Below are 16,680 nucleotides of genomic sequence, written 5' to 3'. Positions count from 1 at the left end.
GGCAAAAAAAAGCCCGATCTCGCTAAAGCGTTCAATCGGGCTACAGCACTCAGGAGCAACAAGTGCAAAGGGAGGTTCGATGCGCGTAGAGCCTTGAAGGGGTTGCGCCAGGTCACTTGAACATCAAGGGATTATCTGGCGATTAAAGCCTCAAGCCACCTGCGAGAGCTTGGCGTTCGCCTGGTTCAGGCCTTTCTCCTGGAAATCGCCGCCCAGGTTCATGCCCTCGGCATGGATGAACGTCACGTCGTGGATGCCGATAAAGCCCATGACCTGACGCAGGTACGGTTCCTGATGGTCCGCCGGGCCACCGGCGTAGATCCCGCCGCGAGCGGTCAGTACATAGGCGCGCTTGTCATTGAGCAGGCCTTGGGGGCCGGTGTCGGTGTACTTGAAGGTCACACCGGCACGTAGCACATGGTCGAGCCAGGCTTTGAGGGTGCTCGGGATGGCGAAGTTGTACATGGGCGCCGCCATCACCAGCACGTCGGCGGCCAGCAACTCGTCGGTCAACTGGTTGGAGCGATCCAGCGAGGCCTGTTCGATGTCATTGCGTTGTTCGACGGGCTTCATCCAGCCGCCCAGCAGATTGATGTCCAGGTGCGGCACCGGGTTGAGAGCCAGGTCACGAACGGTAATCTGATCAGCTGGGTGGGCAGTTTTCCACTGGCTGATGAAGGTCTGGGTCAGTTGGCGGGAAACCGAGTCTTGCTGACGGGCACTGCTTTCGATGATCAGAACGCGTGACATGGGATGTAGCCTCCATCTGAGAATGCTGTAGGTCGATGGAGTGAAGGTTAAACAGAGTTATATCGATGAAAAAGCGCAAATAACTGCTATAAAAGATCGATAAATTTGTTTATAAGCGGAGCACGCCCTGAAGGTTTGCTCCGCTGAAGGTCATTTTGGTTCGCAGGTCAGGTCGATACGCATCTTGATAATCGTTCGGGTGAACTTGGCGGTGGCATAGCTGTGTTTGCCGGCCGGCACCTCGACCCTACGGGTGCGCGGCGCTTCCGGGCCATTGTTGAACACCACCTTGCAGATCGCATCGGTCGTGCCGAAGTTGTTGACCTGAATGGAGGCGATGTCGCTATCGGTGTCGTCGGTGTTGTAGTCGATGCTCAAGCCATTGAGTGTCTTCTGAACATCGATCGGATACGCAAACGCAGTCAACGGCAGCATCGCCAGCACTACACAACAAAACTTTTTCATTCGGCAGTCTCCATTAAGGACTGTCAGCTTAGGACAAGAGGAGCTGTTCATGAAAGCGCCCCGCGTGACCCTTGATCAATGGCGAACATTACAGGCCGTGGTCGATCACGGTGGTTTCGCCCAGGCCGCCGAAGCGTTGCACCGCTCGCAATCGTCGGTGAGTTACACCGTGGCGCGCATGCAGGACCAGCTCGGCGTGCCGCTGTTGCGCATCGATGGCCGCAAGGCGGTGCTGACCGAGGCCGGTGGCGTGCTGCTGCGTCGCTCGCGGCAACTGGTGAAACAGGCCAGCCAACTGGAAGACCTGGCCCACCATATGGAGCAAGGCTGGGAAGCGGAAGTGCGGCTGGTGGTCGATGCGGCCTACCCGAGCGCCCGCCTCGTGCGCGCCCTCACCGCGTTCATGCCGCAAAGCCGTGGGTGCCGGGTGCGTCTGCGCGAGGAAGTGCTGTCGGGGGTCGAGGAAGTCCTGCTTGAAGGCGTGGCCGACCTGGCGATCACCGGTTTGAGCATCCCCGGATACCTGGGCGCGGAACTGAGTGACGTCGAGTTCGTCGCGGTCGCCCACCCCGAACATGCCCTGCATCGCCTCAACCGCGAAATCAACTTCCAGGACCTGGAGAGCCAGATGCAAGTGGTGATCCGCGACTCCGGCCGTCAGCAGCCACGGGACGTCGGCTGGCTCGGCGCCGAACAGCGCTGGACCGTCGGCAGCCTGGCCACCGCCGCGACCTTTGTCGGCAGTGGCCTGGGGTTTGCCTGGCTGCCTCGGCACATGATCGAACGGGAACTCAGGGAAGGCACGCTCAAGCTGCTACCGTTGGACCAGGGTGGCAGCCGCAACCCGAGTTTCTATCTGTATTCAAACAAGGACAAACCCCTGGGCCCGGCAACGCAAATCCTCATCGAACTGCTCCGCACCTTCGACACCGCGCCGCTGGATGCGCCGTTCGCCGCCCCTGAACAAGCCTGACACGGAGTGTATGCATGGCGTATTTCGAACATGAAAGTTGCAACCTGCACTATGAGGAATACGGCCATGGCACACCGCTATTGCTGATTCACGGCCTCGGCTCGAGCACCCTGGACTGGGAGAAACAGATCCCGGCACTGTCAGCCCGTTACCGGGTGATCGTACCGGACGTGCGCGGCCACGGTCGCTCGGACAAACCCCGCGAGCGTTACAGCATCGCCGGGTTCAGTGCCGATCTGGTCGCCCTGATCGAACACCTGAAACTCGGCCCGACGCACTACGTGGGGCTGTCCATGGGTGGCATGATCGGTTTCCAGCTGGCAACCGATCAGCCGCAACTGCTCAAAAGCCTGTGCATCGTCAACAGCGCGCCGGAGGTCAAACTGCGCAAGCCGGACGACTACTGGCAGTGGTTCAAGCGCTGGAGCCTGATGCGTGTTCTCAGCCTGGCCACCATCGGCAAGGCACTTGGGCGTAACCTGTTCCCCAAACCGGAGCAAGCTGATCTGCGACAAAAGATCGCCGAACGCTGGGCAAAAAACGACAAACATGCTTATCTCGCCAGCTTCGATGCCATTGTTGGCTGGGGGGTTCAGGAACGACTTTCCAGAGTGTCCTGTCCAACCCTGATCGTCAGCGCCGATCATGACTACACACCGGTCACGCTGAAAGAAACCTATGTAAAACTGTTGCCCGATGCGCGGCTGGTGGTGATCGCCGACTCGCGCCACGCCACGCCGCTGGACCAACCGGAACGCTTCAACCAAACGCTGCTCGAGTTTCTCACCGCAGTCGACACCACTACTCAGGATCACTGACCCATGCTGAAAAAAATCGCCCTCGTCGCCGGCTCCGTGCTGTTTGCCGCCAACCTGATGGCTGCCACGCCTGCCGCTCCGGCGAAGGCACCGCACGTAGAACTGGTCACCACCAACGGCGTGATCGAAATCGAACTGGACCCGGTCAAGGCGCCAAAAAGCACCGCGAACTTCCTCAAGTACGTGGACAGCGGCTTCTACAACAACACGATTTTCCACCGCGTGATTCCGGGTTTCATGATCCAGGGCGGCGGTTTCACCCAATCGATGCAGCAAAAGCCGACCGAGGCACCAATCAAGAACGAGTCCAAAAACGGCCTGCATAACGTCCGTGGCACCCTGTCCATGGCCCGTACTTCGGACCCGGATTCGGCCACCAGCCAGTTCTTCGTCAACGTCAAGGACAACGACTTCCTCGACAGCGGTGACGGCTATGCCGTATTCGGTAAAGTCGTGAAAGGCATGGACGTTGTGGACATCATCGTCAACTCGAAAACCACAACCCGTGGTGGCATGGGTGACGTACCTGCCGACCCTGTATTCATCAAGTCGGCCAAGCGCATCGACTAAGTCAATCGGGTCGTTTTGAGCGGTCGTCGCAATCCGGCGCCGCTCACACTGTTTAAAGGAGAGTCCCGAACCGGGGCGGAGAACAGATGCTTTATCGCCGTTTTGAACAACTGATCGACATTTTCCGCGACGCACCGACGGCGGCTCCTCCGGATCGGGTTCTGCCCTTCTATACCTATTATCTGAAGCAGGTCTGGCCGAGTTTCGCCGCCCTGCTGGTGGTCGGCCTGATCGGTGCGCTGATCGAAGTGGCGCTGTTCAGTTACCTGAGCCGCATCATCGATCTGGCGCAAGGCACGCCGAACGTCAATTTCTTTCAGGAACACGCCCTCGAGCTGACCTGGATGGCCGTGGTGGCGCTGGCGCTGCGCCCGATCTTCCTCGGCCTGCACGACCTGCTGGTGCACCAGACGCTCAGTCCCGGCATGACCAGCATGATCCTCTGGCAAAACCACCGCCGCGTGCTCAAACAGAGCCTGAGTTTTTTCCAGAATGACTTCGCCGGGCGTATCGCCCAGCGCATCATCCAGACCGGCAACTCCCTGCGCGACTCCGCCGTGCAAGCGGTGGATGCGCTGTGGCATGTGCTGATCTACGCCATCAGTTCGCTGGTGCTGTTCGCCGAAGCCGACTGGCGCCTGATGATCCCGTTGCTGACCTGGATCGCGGCCTTCATCGGCGCGCTGTATTACTTCGTGCCAAGGGTCAAGGATCGCTCGGTGGCGTCTTCCGACGCGCGCTCCAAACTCATGGGACGGATCGTCGATGGCTACACCAACATCACCACGCTGAAGCTGTTCGCCCACACCAACTTCGAACAGCAGTACGCCCGCGAAGCCATCGAAGAACAAACGAAAAAAGCCCAACTGGCCGGGCGCGTGGTCACCAGCATGGACGTGGCCATCACCAGCATGAACGGCTTGCTGATCGTCGGCACCACCGGCCTGGCCCTGTGGTTGTGGACACAGTCGCTGATCTCGGTGGGCGCGATTGCCCTGGCCACCGGCCTGGTGATCCGCATCGTCAACATGTCCGGCTGGATCATGTGGGTGGTCACCGGCATTTTCGAAAATATCGGCATGGTGCAAGACGGTCTGAAGACCATCGCCCAACCGGTCAGCGTCACCGACCGTGAGCAGGCCAAACCGCTGGCCGTGGCCCGTGGCGAAGTGCGTTTCGAGCACGTGGATTTCCACTACGGCAAGAAGAAAGGCATCATCGGCGACCTCAACCTGACCATCAAACCCGGCGAAAAAATCGGTTTGATCGGGCCGTCCGGCGCCGGCAAATCGACCCTGGTCAACCTGCTGCTGCGCCTCTATGACGTGGAAGGCGGACGGATTGTCATCGACGGCCAGAACATCGCCGAGGTCGGCCAGGAAAGCCTGCGCGAACGTATCGGCATGATCACCCAGGACACGTCGCTGCTGCACCGTTCGATCCGCGACAACCTGCTGTACGGCAAGCCGGACGCCACTGACGCCGAACTCTGGGAAGCGGTGCACAAAGCCCGGGCCGACGAGTTCATCCCGTTGCTCTCGGACGCCGAAGGCCGTACCGGTTTCGATGCCCATGTGGGCGAGCGCGGGGTGAAACTTTCCGGTGGTCAGCGCCAACGCATCGCGATTGCACGGGTGCTGCTCAAGGACGCGCCAATCCTGATCATGGACGAGGCGACGTCGGCGCTGGATTCGGAAGTGGAAGCGGCGATCCAGGAGAGTCTTGAAACCCTGATGCAAGGCAAGACCGTAATCGCCATCGCCCACCGGCTCTCGACCATTGCACGCATGGACCGGCTGGTGGTGCTGGAAAACGGCAAGATCGCCGAAACCGGCACCCATGCCGAGCTATTGGCCCACGGCGGCTTGTATGCGCGGTTGTGGCAGCATCAGACGGGTGGGTTTGTCGGCATCGACTAGATTGCCAGATCAACCCATTCCCCCTGTGGGATCATCTGCTTGCAAAAAACCGCCACCGCCCCTTAGCCACGGGCACTGGCGGTTTTTTCATGCCCAATCCAACTGCGCTCATAGACTGCTGTCGTTTAATCAGACAGACCTTCTTATTGCCAAATAATCAACTTGCGAAAAAACACACTTCAAAACAAACCCACACAAACAGTCGCAAACATCAAATAGCCCAGATTAAAAGCTGTTGCTAACATAGCGACTATTGAACAGGACGTTCAATACAACGCATCCATCACGGAGAATAATCATGTTCAGGAAAATCCTGGCTATCAGCCTATTGATAAATATTGGATTCTTTCAGGGAGCGGTATTTGCCGAGGACATCGTCCCTGCCTTCCAGACCGGCCCGCTGCAGCATATGGCGATATATATACCCACAATACCAAAATGCCCTCCCAGCACTACCTGGAGCCCCACTCAACGTACATGCATCAACTAACACATTGCACCCTGCACGCCAGAAGTCAGCCTTGAAAAACAGTGGCAAATATAAAACCCCTCAGGACAACTTCAATACATTTACTCATGTATAAGCCTTCTAAAACACCGGTTCCTACACCTATAGGAGCCGGTTTTTTATTTCACACTTGGGGCCGCTCCGAAAACAAGCCAATACAGCCTGGAAAGTCCCATCAATCCTGCCGATAAGGTAACGCCTGCTTCGCTTCCTGCGCATACGCCAACACCCCGACGCGTTCCTGTTTCAGGAAGTCCTTCACGGCGGCTTTCAAACCGGGATGGCGAAGGTAGTGCCACGAATGGGTAATCACCGGCTCAAAGCCGCGAATCAGCTTGTGTTCACCCTGCGCACCCGCGTCGAAACGCTGCAAGCCGTTAGTGATGGCGTAATCCATGCCCTGATAGAAACAGGTCTCGAAATGCAGCCGGTCGAACTCCGCCAGGCAGCCCCAGTAACGACCGTAAAAACTGTCGCCACCGACCAGGCTGAACGCCATGGCCACCGGCCGGGAGCCCTGCTTGGCCAGTACCACGCGAATCGACTCGGGCATGCGCTCGGCCAGCAGGCTGAAGAATTCTCGTGTCAGGTACGGCGTCTGCCGACGTATCGCATAGGTGTTGGCATAACAGGCGTAGACAAAATCCCACTGCGCCTGGGTCAGTTGTGCACCTTCAAGCCACTCGAACTCGATCCCCTGCCCCGCCACTTGCTCGCGCTCCTTGCGCATCTGCTTGCGCTTGCGCGAACTGAGAACGTCGAGGAAATCCTGAAAGTCGCGATAACCACGGTTCTGCCAGTGGTACTGACAGCCAATGCGCTGCAACCAGCCCGGTTGCTCGGCCAGCGCGGCATCGGTAAAGGGATCGGTGAAGTTGATGTGGGCACTGGAGAGTGCTTCGATCTCCAGATAGCCCGGCAGGCTTTTCAGCAACTCAAAACCGTCCTCGACACGGGCCGCCAACAAGCGCGGCCCGCTGACCGGACTGAACGGCACGGCAGTCAGCAGTTTGGGGTAGTAATCGATGCCGGCGCGCTCACAGGCGTCGGCCCAGGCGTGATCGAACACGTACTCGCCATAGGAATGCCATTTGCGATAACTCGGCAGCGCCGCCAGCAGTTGATCACCTTCGATGTGCAACAAATGCTCGGGTTGCCAGCCGGAATGAGGCCCGAGGCTGCCGCTGTCCTCCAGCGTGCGGAGGAAGGCATGGCGCAGAAATGGCTGACTGTCAGGCACCAATGCGTCCCACGCGGGCGCGGCGATTTCGGACAGACTGTGCAGACGTTGCAACGGCATCGATGACTCCCGACTTTTATGCGCAACAGCTCGGCGAGTATCGCTGATCGCCATGCTTTCCACACTCGCCGTGAATCGCCCGGCTCACCATGGCGGTGAGAAGACTTACCCTCTCACCCCCTATGCCCTGAACACCCATACGACTCAACGCTTGCGCAGAATCACACTACCAATCGAATACCCGGCACCGAACGAGCTGAGTACAGCCAGCGAGCCCGACTCAAGATCATCCTGATACGTGTGAAACGCAATCACCGAACCTGCGGAACTGGTGTTGGCGTAGGTGTCGAGAATCACCGGGGCTTCCACTTCGGTGGCTTCGCGGCCCAGCAGTTTCTTGACGATCAGGTGGTTCATGCTGAGGTTGGCCTGGTGCAGCCAGAAGCGCTTCACGTCGCTGATGTTCAGCTGGTTCTCTTCCAGATGCACGCTGATCAACTCTGCCACCATCGGGCACACGTCACGAAACACCTTGCGGCCTTCCTGCACGAACAGTTTGTCTTTGGAGCCGATGCCCTCTTCCGCCGCTCGGTTGAGGAAGCCGAAGTTGTTGCGGATGTTGTTGGAGAACTTGGTCAGCAGTTTGGTACTGACAATGTCGAACTGGTGTTTGGACGTTGCCAGATCGGCACGTTCGATGATCACGGCAGTGGCCGCGTCGCCGAAGATGAAATGGCTGTCGCGGTCACGGAAGTTCAGGTGACCGGTGCAGACTTCCGGGTTGACCATCAGGATCGCCCGGGCCTGGCCCAGTTGCACGCTGTTGCTGGCAGCCTGGATGCCGAAGGTCGCCGACGAACAGGCGACGTTCATGTCAAAACCGAAACCCTGAATGCCCAGGGCTTCCTGGACTTCGATGGCGATGGCCGGGTAGGCACGTTGCAGATTGGAGCAGGCGACGATCACGCCATCGATATCCGCGGCGGTCTTGCCGGCGCGCTGCAAGGCTTGCTCGGCGGCGCCAATGGCCATCTGGCAGAGTACCGACCATTCGTCGTTCGAGCGCTCGGGCAGGCGTGGCGCCATTCGCGCCGGATCGAGAATGCCGTCCTTGTCCATGACAAAGCGGCTCTTGATGCCAGAGGCTTTTTCGATAAACGCCGCGTTGGACTCGGTCAACGCCTCGACTTCACCGCGCGCGATAGCATCGGCATTGTCGGCGTTGAATTGCGCGACATAGGTATTGAAAGACTGCACCAGCTCTTCGTTGGAAATGCTGTTGGCCGGGGTGTACAGGCCGGTGCCGCTGATGACGACATTATGCATGGTCGTTTCTCTGATCTGTTCAGGCAGAAAGCGTTGGCACCGACGTACCAACACACAAAGGCTCGTTTCCCGTCAGGGGAAGCCAACCGGGCATCGCTTTATTCCGATCCGCCCGGGGCTGTGAAGGCTCAAAAACCGGGGCCGGCGTTTATAGGCGCGAAGTTTGCCATAAACGCTGGCGTTTGGCCCCTTTTGCAAGAGCAACGGCATACCTGTGGGGACTGGTGTGGCGAGAGGGCAACCCCCCTCGCCACAAAATCTCGCTCCCGCAAGGGTCAAGGCTCGACTTGCGTCCATTGCTTGTTCAGGCGTTTGTCGGAGATTGGCACCTTGGTCCCCAGTTGCTGGGCGAACAGCGATACGCGGTATTCCTCAAGCCACCAGCGGTACAGCTCCAACTGCGGGTCGCGCTTGCCTTCCTGGGCGTGTTTGCTGGCGCGGGTCTGGTATTGCGTCCAGAGACCGGATAACTCGCCGCTCCAGACCCGGTCCCTCTGCACCTGGGCGCCGATTTTCTCGAAGCGCTGTTCGACTGCTTTCAGGTAACGCGGCAACTCCTTGAGCCACTGCATCGGTGTTTCCCGCACAAACCCCGGATACACCAGGTGACTGAGCTGCTGCTTGATGTCGTTCAGCGCGACCGCTTGCGCCAGATCGATCTTGCCCTTGAAGCGTTTTTGCAGACCGTGCCAGAGCTTGAGAATCTCCAGCGTCAGTTTCGCCAGGCGCTCGGCATGCTCGGTCCAGCCGCCGCGCTTGCGTTCGGCCAGCGATGCCAACCCGGCACCGTCGCGGGGTAATGGGTCTTCGCCGTCGAGAATGCAGGCGTCGAGGCTGGCCAGCAGAATGTCTTCCACCAGCGCATCGATGCGCCCCAGTTCGCGGTACATCAAGCCCAGTTCGGTCAGCCCCGGCAATTTGCCGCGCAGGAATTTTGCCGGCTCCGCCAGTTGCTGCATCAACAGACGCTGCAAGGCGCGGCGATGCTGGAACTCGGCTTCGGCTGGGGTGGAGAACCGCCCTTCCTTGACCGTACCGGCGTCTTCCACCAGCGCCGGGTACACCGTCATCGACAGCCCGGCGATCTTCTGCTGAGTCTTCTCGGCCACGGCAGCAAAGACTTTCGGCTCTACCGGTTGCTGGTTTTTCGCGGTTTGCGGCACGGCCAAAGCGGCTTGACTGGCTTCGGCAAAACGCGCCGTCAACTCGGCCAGATCACGCCCTTCACCCAGGAATTTGCCCTGACCGTCGACGATTTCCAGGTTCATGCGCAAATGGCTATCGACCTGCTGCGCCGCTTCCGCCCAGGCTTCATCGCTGACCCGCGCACCGGTCATGCGCAGCAACTCGCGACCCAGCGCCTGAGGCAACGAGCCCTCGGCAAAAGTCGTGCGCTGCAAGGCAGCTTTGACAAAATCCGGCACCGGCACGAAGTTTTTGCGCAGGGCCTTGGGCAGGTTGCGCACCAGCGCGATGCACTTGGCCTCGATGACACCCGGCACCAGCCATTCCAGGCGCTCCGGGGGCAGCATCGGCAACAGCGGCGCCGGCACGCGCAAGGTCACGCCGTCTCGTGGGTGGTTGGGCTCGAAGTGATAACTGAGCGCCAGCTCCAGATCGCCGATGTGCAGGGTGTCCGGGTAATGCAGGGCGGTGACTTCACTGGCCTCGCGGGCCAACACGTCTTCTTCGCGCATGATCAGCAGTTGCGGATCTTTCTGGCTGTGGACCCGATACCAGCTGTCGAAAGTCGCAGTCTGGTGAATCTCCGCTGGCAGCCGCGCATCGTAGAAGGCGAACAGGGTTTCTTCGTCCGCCAGAATGTCGCGACGTCGGGCCTTGGCTTCCAGTTCGTCGAGCTGTTCCAGCAGTTGCTGATTAGCCGTCAGGCACTTTGCTTTCGACTGGATTTCACCGCGCACCAGGCCTTCGCGAATGAACAACTCACGAGACACCAGCGGGTCGATCGGGCCGTAATGCACCGGTCGACGGCCGACCACGATCAGGCCGAACAAGGTGATCTGCTCGAACGCCACCACCTGCCCGCGCTTCTTCTCCCAATGCGGTTCGAAGTGGTTTTTCTTGATCAGGTGCCCCGCCAGCGGCTCGATCCAGTCGGCGTCGATCTTGGCCACCATGCGCGCATAGAGCTTGGTGGTTTCCACCAATTCAGCCGCCATCAGCCACTGCGGACGCTTCTTGCCCAGCCCCGACGAAGGGTGAATCCAGAAACGTCGCTGACGCGCGCCGAGGTAGTCGCCGTCTTCGGTTTTCTGGCCGATCTGGCTGAGCAAACCCGACAGCACCGCTTTGTGCAGTTTCGGATAGTCCGCCGGCTCTTTGTTGAGGCTCAACTGCATGTCGCGGCAGATCAGGCTCAACTGGCGGTGAGAGTCGCGCCATTCGCGCAAACGCAGGTAATTGAGGAAGTTCCTGCGGCACCAGTTACGCAGCGGGCTGGCGGTCAACGCCTGGCGCTGCTCTTCAAAACCACGCCACAGATTGACCAGCCCGGCGAAGTCCGAGTCGACGTCTTTCCATTGTGCGTGAGCTTGATCGGCGGCTTGCTGACGCTCCGGTGGGCGCTCGCGCGGGTCCTGAATCGACATCGCGCTGGCGACGATCAGTACTTCTTGCAAGCTGCCCAGCTTGGCCGCTTCCAGCAGCATGCGGCCCATGCGCGGGTCCACCGGCAGGCGCGCCAGCTGGCGGCCGAGCGGGGTCAACTGGCTGTTGCGGTCGACTGCCGACAGCTCTTGCAGCAGGTTGAAACCGTCGCTGATGGCCTTGCCGTCTGGCGGTTCGATAAACGGGAAATCAGTGATCTCGCCGAGCCGCAGATGCAGCATCTGCAAGATCACCGCCGCGAGGTTGGTGCGCAGGATTTCCGGATCGGTAAATTCCGGACGACCGATGAAGTCCTCTTCGCTGTACAGGCGGATGCAAATACCCGGCTCGACCCGTCCACAACGGCCTTTACGCTGGTTGGCGCTGGCCTGGGAAATCGCTTCGATGGGCAGGCGCTGGACCTTGGCGCGGTAGCTGTAACGGCTGATGCGCGCGGTGCCGCTGTCGATCACGTAACGGATGCCCGGCACGGTCAGCGAAGTTTCGGCAACGTTGGTTGCCAACACCACGCGACGGCCTGGGTGCGACTGGAAAATCCGCTGCTGTTCCGCTGGCGACAACCGGGCGTACAGCGGCAGGATTTCGGTGTGTTTGAGCTGGGCCTTGCGCAGCATGTCGGCGGCGTCGCGGATCTCGCGCTCACCGGGCAGGAACACCAGCACGTCGCCGGGGCTCTTGCGTTCGCTGCGTTCAAACGCGGCGATTTCGTCGAGGGTGGCGAGGATCGCCTGATCCACGGTCAGGTCGTCCTCGACGCGGTTGCCCTCTTCGTCCTGCTCAAGCGTCAGCGGGCGATACCAGGTCTCCACCGGGAACGTGCGGCCCGAGACTTCGACAATCGGTGCGTCATCGAAGTGTTTGGAGAAGCGCTCCAGGTCGATGGTCGCCGAGGTGATGATGACTTTCAGGTCCGGGCGGCGCGGCAGCAGGGTTTTCAGGTAACCGAGCAGGAAGTCGATGTTCAGGCTGCGTTCGTGGGCTTCGTCGACGATGATCGTGTCGTAGCGTTCGAGGTAGCGGTCGTTCTGGGTTTCCGCCAGCAGGATGCCGTCGGTCATCAGCTTGATCAGGGTGTTGGAATCGCTCTGATCCTCGAACCGCACCTGATAACCGACCAGTGCGCCCAACGGCGTGGCCAGCTCTTCGGCGACCCGGCTGGCAACGCTGCGCGCGGCGATTCGACGGGGCTGGGTGTGGCCAATCAGGCCGTGTTGGCCGCGACCGATTTCCAGGCAGATCTTCGGCAACTGGGTGGTTTTACCCGAACCGGTTTCGCCAGCAATGATCAGCACCTGATGCTTGAGCAGCGCCGCTTTGATTTCGTCACGCTTGGCGGCGATGGGCAAGCTGTCGTCGTAACGAATCACCGGCAGGCTGGCGCGCCGCGCCAGCACCTGATCACAGGACGCCTGCATGCGCGCCACCCACTGGGCCAGCTTGGCTTCGTCGGGTTTCTTGCGCAGCTCAAGCAACTGGCGCCGCAGCCGGTGGCGGTCGGCGAGCATGGCGTGATCGAGGTTTTTCAGCAGTTTGTCGATGGAAGGCGATTCGTCAGTCATCAGGTACGCAATAAGTCGTCTAGTGGCGCAGGGGGCGGATTGTCGCAGATTTGGGTGTATGGCGACGAATGCAACCTGCTTTTATGGCAAGGGGATTCATCCCCATTCGGCTGCGCAGCAGTCGCAATCCAGTCATCGCGGCCTATCTGGAACACCGTGGTGGATGGTTTTGGGGGCCGCTTCGCGACCCAACGGGGGCAAGCTCCCTCGCCACAAGGGGTTCACGATCAAATGTGGGAGCGAGCTTGCTCGCGAATGATTGCGCAGCAATCGCTGAAGGCTATTCGTTATCCAGGCCCTTGCGCCGGTACGGAAACACATCGATCACCTTCCCCGCCAGAATCGCTTCCTGCAAGCCCTTCCAGTAATCGGCGTTGTACAACTCGCCGTGCAACTGATCGAACAGCCGCCGCTGCCCCGCATCGGCAAACAGAAACGGCGGAAACTCCTCGGGGAACACATCGTGCGGCCCGATCGAGTACCACGGCTCGGACGCCATTTCGTCCTCCGGCGTGCGTGGCTGCGGGATGTGGCGGAAGTTGGCCTCGGTCAGGAAACAGATTTCGTCGTAGTCGTAAAACACCACACGCCCATGCCGGGTAACGCCGAAGTTTTTCAACAGCATGTCGCCGGGAAAAATATTCGCCGCCGCCAGTTGCTTGATCGCCAGGCCATAGTCTTCCAGCGCCTCGCGAACCTGGGCATCGTTGGCGTTTTCCAGGTAGAGGTTGAGCGGGGTCATGCGCCGCTCGGTCCAGCAGTGGCGAATCAGCACCGTGTCGCCTTCAACCGAGACCGTGGACGGTGCCACTTCCAGCAACTCTTCCAGACACGCCGGGGCGAACTTGCTCAAGGGGAAACGGAAGTCGGCGAACTCCTGGGTATCGGCCATGCGCCCGACCCGGTCGACGCTTTTCACCAGCCGGTATTTTTCGATCACCGTCGCCCGGTCAACGTTTTTAGACGGCGAGAAGCGGTCCTTGATGATCTTGAACACGGTGTTGAAACCCGGCAGGGTGAACACGCTCATGACCATGCCACGCACGCCCGGCGCCATGATGAACTGGTCGTCGGTATTGGCCAGGTGATTGATCAGCGCCCGGTAGAACTCGGATTTCCCGTGTTTGTAGAAGCCGATCGAGGTGTACAGCTCGGCAATGTGTTTGCCCGGCAGGATGCGCTTGAGAAAGCCGACAAACTCCGCCGGCACCGGCACGTCCACCATGAAGTACGAACGGGTGAAAGAGAAGATGATCGACACGTCGGCTTCGTCGGTGATCAGCGCATCAATCTGGATGCCGCGTCCCTCCCGATGCAGCAGCGGAATCACCAGCGGCCATTGCTCGTCCTGGGTGTAGATGCGCCCAACAAGGTACGCGCCCTTGTTGCGGTACAGCACCGAGGAAAACAGTTCGACGCTCAGTTGCGGGTCCTTGCAGACCCAGTCCGGGAGGTTCTCGCGCAATTGCGCTTCGAGGCGGCGCAGATCGCCGGCCAGATCGGCGTAGTCCTCGCTGAAACGGTAATCGGCAAAAACACTCGCCAACATCTCGGACAAGTGCCCCTGAGGCTTATAGAGGCGGGTTTGTGCGGCGCGAGCCCGGCGCAGACTTGGCCGGGTGGTATGGATGAACATGCAGCCGTCGCTGATCAGGTCGTGGCTGAACAGCCCGCAGAAGATCGAGTTGTACCAGGTCTCGGACAGTTCATCGTCGAAGCGCAGGTCAATCAGGGTGATGTAAGCGCTCTTGACCAGCGGCCAGCAACCGGCGTCCATCAACGCGTCCTGGTCGAAAGAGGCCCGTAGTCGCTCCACGGTTTCGCCGACTTTTTCTTCGTACAGGTTGATCCGCGCCGCCGAGGCCACTTGCGCCTCCTGCCACCGAGCCTGCTCGAACCGCGCCCGTGCGCCGTCGGTGATCTGCCGGAAATGCTCACGGTAGTCGTCAAAGCCGTCAAGGATCATTCGGGCGATGTCGGCGGCGGGCCAATGCTGCGGCATGGTGAGACCTCTGCGGGAATTCGGAAGCCTGAGCTTAGCCAGTGAAGCGGGTGCAGGAGAAGCGTAATTTTCAGCCCTCAGTGAACACCCACCGCCTTCGTGTGAATTGCGGTTGCCATCGCCGAGGCTCTCGGCAACACTCTCGTCCCCAAAAAGGAAGGAGTGCACCGTGAGCCCTGTCGATATTTTCCGTTTACTGTCGCTGGCGGCGATCTGGGGGGCGAGCTTCCTGTTCATGCGCATCATTGCGCCGGTGATCGGCACCCTTCCCACGGCGTTTTTCCGGGTATCGATTGCGGCGACCGGTTTGCTGGTGATCCTGGGGCTGATGCGTATCAGCTGGGATTTCAAAGGCAAACTCAAGACCGTGATGCTGCTCGGGGTGATCAACTCCGGAATTCCGGCGACCCTCTATTCGGTTGCCGCGCAAGTGCTGCCAGCCGGTTATTCGGCGATTTTCAACGCGACGACGCCCTTGATGGGCGTGCTGATCGGCGGGCTGTTCTTCCACGAAAAACTGACCACCGCCAAACTCGGCGGCGTGTTTCTCGGCCTGTTCGGCGTCGGCATCCTGACCCGTGCCGGCCCGGTGGCGTTCGACATGCAATTGCTGATGGGCGCCGTGGCTTGCCTGCTCGCGACCACCTGTTACGGCTTTGCCGGTTTCCTGGCCCGCCGCTGGCTGGATCAGGCAGGCGGCCTCGACAGCCGCTTGTCGGCACTGGGCAGCATGCTCGGCGCAACCCTGTTCCTGCTGCCGCTGTTCGGTTACAGCGTGATCAGCCAGCCACCGGCGAGCTGGGGCGGCTGGAGTGTGTGGTTGTCGCTGTTGGGCTTGGGCCTGGCGTGCACGGCGTTTGCGTACATTCTGTACTTCCGCTTGCTCAGCTCGATTGGCCCGGTGAAATCGATGACCGTGACCTTCATGATCCCGCCGTTTGGCGTGTTGTGGGGCGCACTGTTTCTCGATGAGCCGCTGTCGATGGCGCACATTTATGGCGGGGTGCTGATTGGCGCGGCGTTGTGGCTGGTGTTGAAGCCGGCCGTGGTGAAGCCGCTGAAAATGGCGGAGCAGTAAGACGAAGGAACACTGCTCCCACAGGTTTTGCATCTTGGCTCACCGAATCAGGGCGCCGTCAGCGTAATCAGGTAACTCCCGGATTTCAACGGCTTGCCAGCACCGTCAACCAACGCGTATTGCCGATCGTAATACCGCCCATCCTTGCTGCTTTCGCTCACCAGTTTCACGTCCACCCGTGAATGATCGAGTGCCGTGACCGAGCGCACCGGCTCGACGCCGACGGCATTGCTGGCGCTGCCCCGCGCCGAGGTCGGGCAGCCGTTGAGTTCAACGGTCGAATTCGCCCCCACATGCGATGTACAACCGGGCTCGACGATGCTGCCCTGAAATCGAATGACACCCTGACCCGCTGGCGTGGCCGCCAGGCAAGCACCGCTCACTGCGAAGAACAGACTGATCCCGACCGACAGATGCTTACCGAACATGTTGAGCGCTCCTCAGGTATGTAAGGACGATGTCGACAAGTCTGGACGATAACTTGAGGTCTCTGCGCAAACATGTTGCATGCGAGCCAAAAAAAAGCGGCTTTCGTTGATGGATGAAAACCGCGTACACCGGCGTGCTACGAACAAGAGAGGGGGTAATGACCGATCTGCACAGGCGGCTGATCGCCGCACGGCACCCTGCCAGCGTTGACCGCTGAGACGACTAGCGCGTTGAGAGGGAGCAGGCATTGGCTGATCTTCTTGAAGGTGTGGAACACACCTGCGCCGACCACAACCAGCACTCGACACTGATTGCAACGACTTGGACAAAAGGCCAGTAACGACAGCCCGTGCACCGTCATTTAACGTGGGTCGAAATGCAAATGCCCACTGTCGGGGACATGGAATGCACGAGA

At 59.9% G+C, this 16,680-nt stretch carries 12 protein-coding genes; 5 read left to right on the top strand and 7 right to left on the bottom strand.

All coding sequences use genetic code 11. The features are described from left to right. Positions 1 to 150: 150 nt before the first annotated feature. Together POF45_RS23910 and POF45_RS23905 are read right to left on the bottom strand one after the other, a co-directional pair. Positions 151 to 750 carry an FMN-dependent NADH-azoreductase gene (locus POF45_RS23910; protein WP_259500539.1) on the bottom strand — a complete coding sequence of 200 codons (600 nt, stop codon included), beginning with the start codon at positions 748 to 750 and terminating at the stop codon, positions 151 to 153. A gap of 150 nt (positions 751 to 900) precedes the next feature. Further along, entirely contained in the window at positions 901 to 1,215 is a 315-nt protein-coding gene (locus tag POF45_RS23905; RefSeq protein WP_259500537.1) for a 3-phosphoglycerate kinase, read from the bottom strand. 49 nt (positions 1,216 to 1,264) lie between these two features. On the opposite strand from POF45_RS23905, the gene POF45_RS23900 reads away from it, so the two are divergent. The 4 genes from POF45_RS23900 (at position 1,265) to POF45_RS23885 (ending at position 5,495) form a co-directional block, all read left to right on the top strand. Continuing rightward, the gene (locus POF45_RS23900; protein WP_259500535.1) at positions 1,265 to 2,188 is read left to right on the top strand and encodes a PA3225 family LysR-type transcriptional regulator; all 924 of its coding nucleotides are present in this window, start codon (positions 1,265 to 1,267) and stop codon (positions 2,186 to 2,188) included. 14 nt (positions 2,189 to 2,202) lie between these two features. After that, positions 2,203 to 3,006: an alpha/beta fold hydrolase gene (locus POF45_RS23895; protein ID WP_282316921.1), complete on the top strand. Its 804-nt coding sequence runs from the start codon at positions 2,203 to 2,205 to the stop codon at positions 3,004 to 3,006. A 3-nt stretch (positions 3,007 to 3,009) separates the two neighbouring features. Further along, positions 3,010 to 3,576: a peptidylprolyl isomerase gene (locus POF45_RS23890; RefSeq protein ID WP_282316920.1), complete on the top strand. Its 567-nt coding sequence runs from the start codon at positions 3,010 to 3,012 to the stop codon at positions 3,574 to 3,576. 86 nt (positions 3,577 to 3,662) lie between these two features. Next, entirely contained in the window at positions 3,663 to 5,495 is a 1,833-nt protein-coding gene (locus POF45_RS23885) for an ABC transporter ATP-binding protein (RefSeq protein ID WP_259500528.1), read from the top strand. Positions 5,496 to 6,178: 683 nt separating this feature from the next. Here the strand turns inward: POF45_RS23885 and POF45_RS23880 are convergent. From POF45_RS23880 to aceK, 4 genes are all read right to left on the bottom strand, one after another. Next, positions 6,179 to 7,303 carry a GNAT family N-acetyltransferase gene (locus POF45_RS23880; protein ID WP_259500526.1) on the bottom strand — a complete coding sequence of 375 codons (1,125 nt, stop codon included), beginning with the start codon at positions 7,301 to 7,303 and terminating at the stop codon, positions 6,179 to 6,181. Between the two features lie 144 nt (positions 7,304 to 7,447). After that, positions 7,448 to 8,569, bottom strand: coding sequence for a beta-ketoacyl-ACP synthase III (locus POF45_RS23875; protein ID WP_282316919.1), 1,122 nt, complete (start codon positions 8,567 to 8,569; stop codon positions 7,448 to 7,450). 275 nt (positions 8,570 to 8,844) lie between these two features. Then, complete coding sequence (gene hrpA / locus POF45_RS23870; protein WP_282316918.1) at positions 8,845 to 12,756, bottom strand: ATP-dependent RNA helicase HrpA; 3,912 nt, start codon at positions 12,754 to 12,756, stop codon at positions 8,845 to 8,847. Between the two features lie 280 nt (positions 12,757 to 13,036). Further along, on the bottom strand, positions 13,037 to 14,758 hold the full coding sequence (gene aceK, locus POF45_RS23865; RefSeq protein WP_259500519.1) for a bifunctional isocitrate dehydrogenase kinase/phosphatase: 1,722 nt from the start codon (positions 14,756 to 14,758) through the stop codon (positions 13,037 to 13,039). Between the two features lie 169 nt (positions 14,759 to 14,927). Between aceK and POF45_RS23860 the strand changes: the two genes are divergently transcribed. Continuing rightward, a complete protein-coding gene (locus POF45_RS23860; protein ID WP_259500517.1) occupies positions 14,928 to 15,836 on the top strand; it encodes a DMT family transporter in 909 nt (302 codons plus the stop codon). A gap of 47 nt (positions 15,837 to 15,883) precedes the next feature. Here the strand turns inward: POF45_RS23860 and POF45_RS23855 are convergent, their stop codons facing one another. Continuing rightward, positions 15,884 to 16,264: a type 1 fimbrial protein gene (locus POF45_RS23855; RefSeq protein WP_259500515.1), complete on the bottom strand. Its 381-nt coding sequence runs from the start codon at positions 16,262 to 16,264 to the stop codon at positions 15,884 to 15,886. Positions 16,265 to 16,680 lie beyond the last annotated feature (416 nt).

The sequence above is a fragment of the Pseudomonas fungipugnans genome, assembly GCF_029955235.1.
GTDB lineage: Bacteria > Pseudomonadota > Gammaproteobacteria > Pseudomonadales > Pseudomonadaceae > Aquipseudomonas > Aquipseudomonas fungipugnans.
The sequence above is the reverse complement of the archived record's forward strand: the minus strand, read 5'-3'. Positions and strand labels throughout refer to the sequence as shown.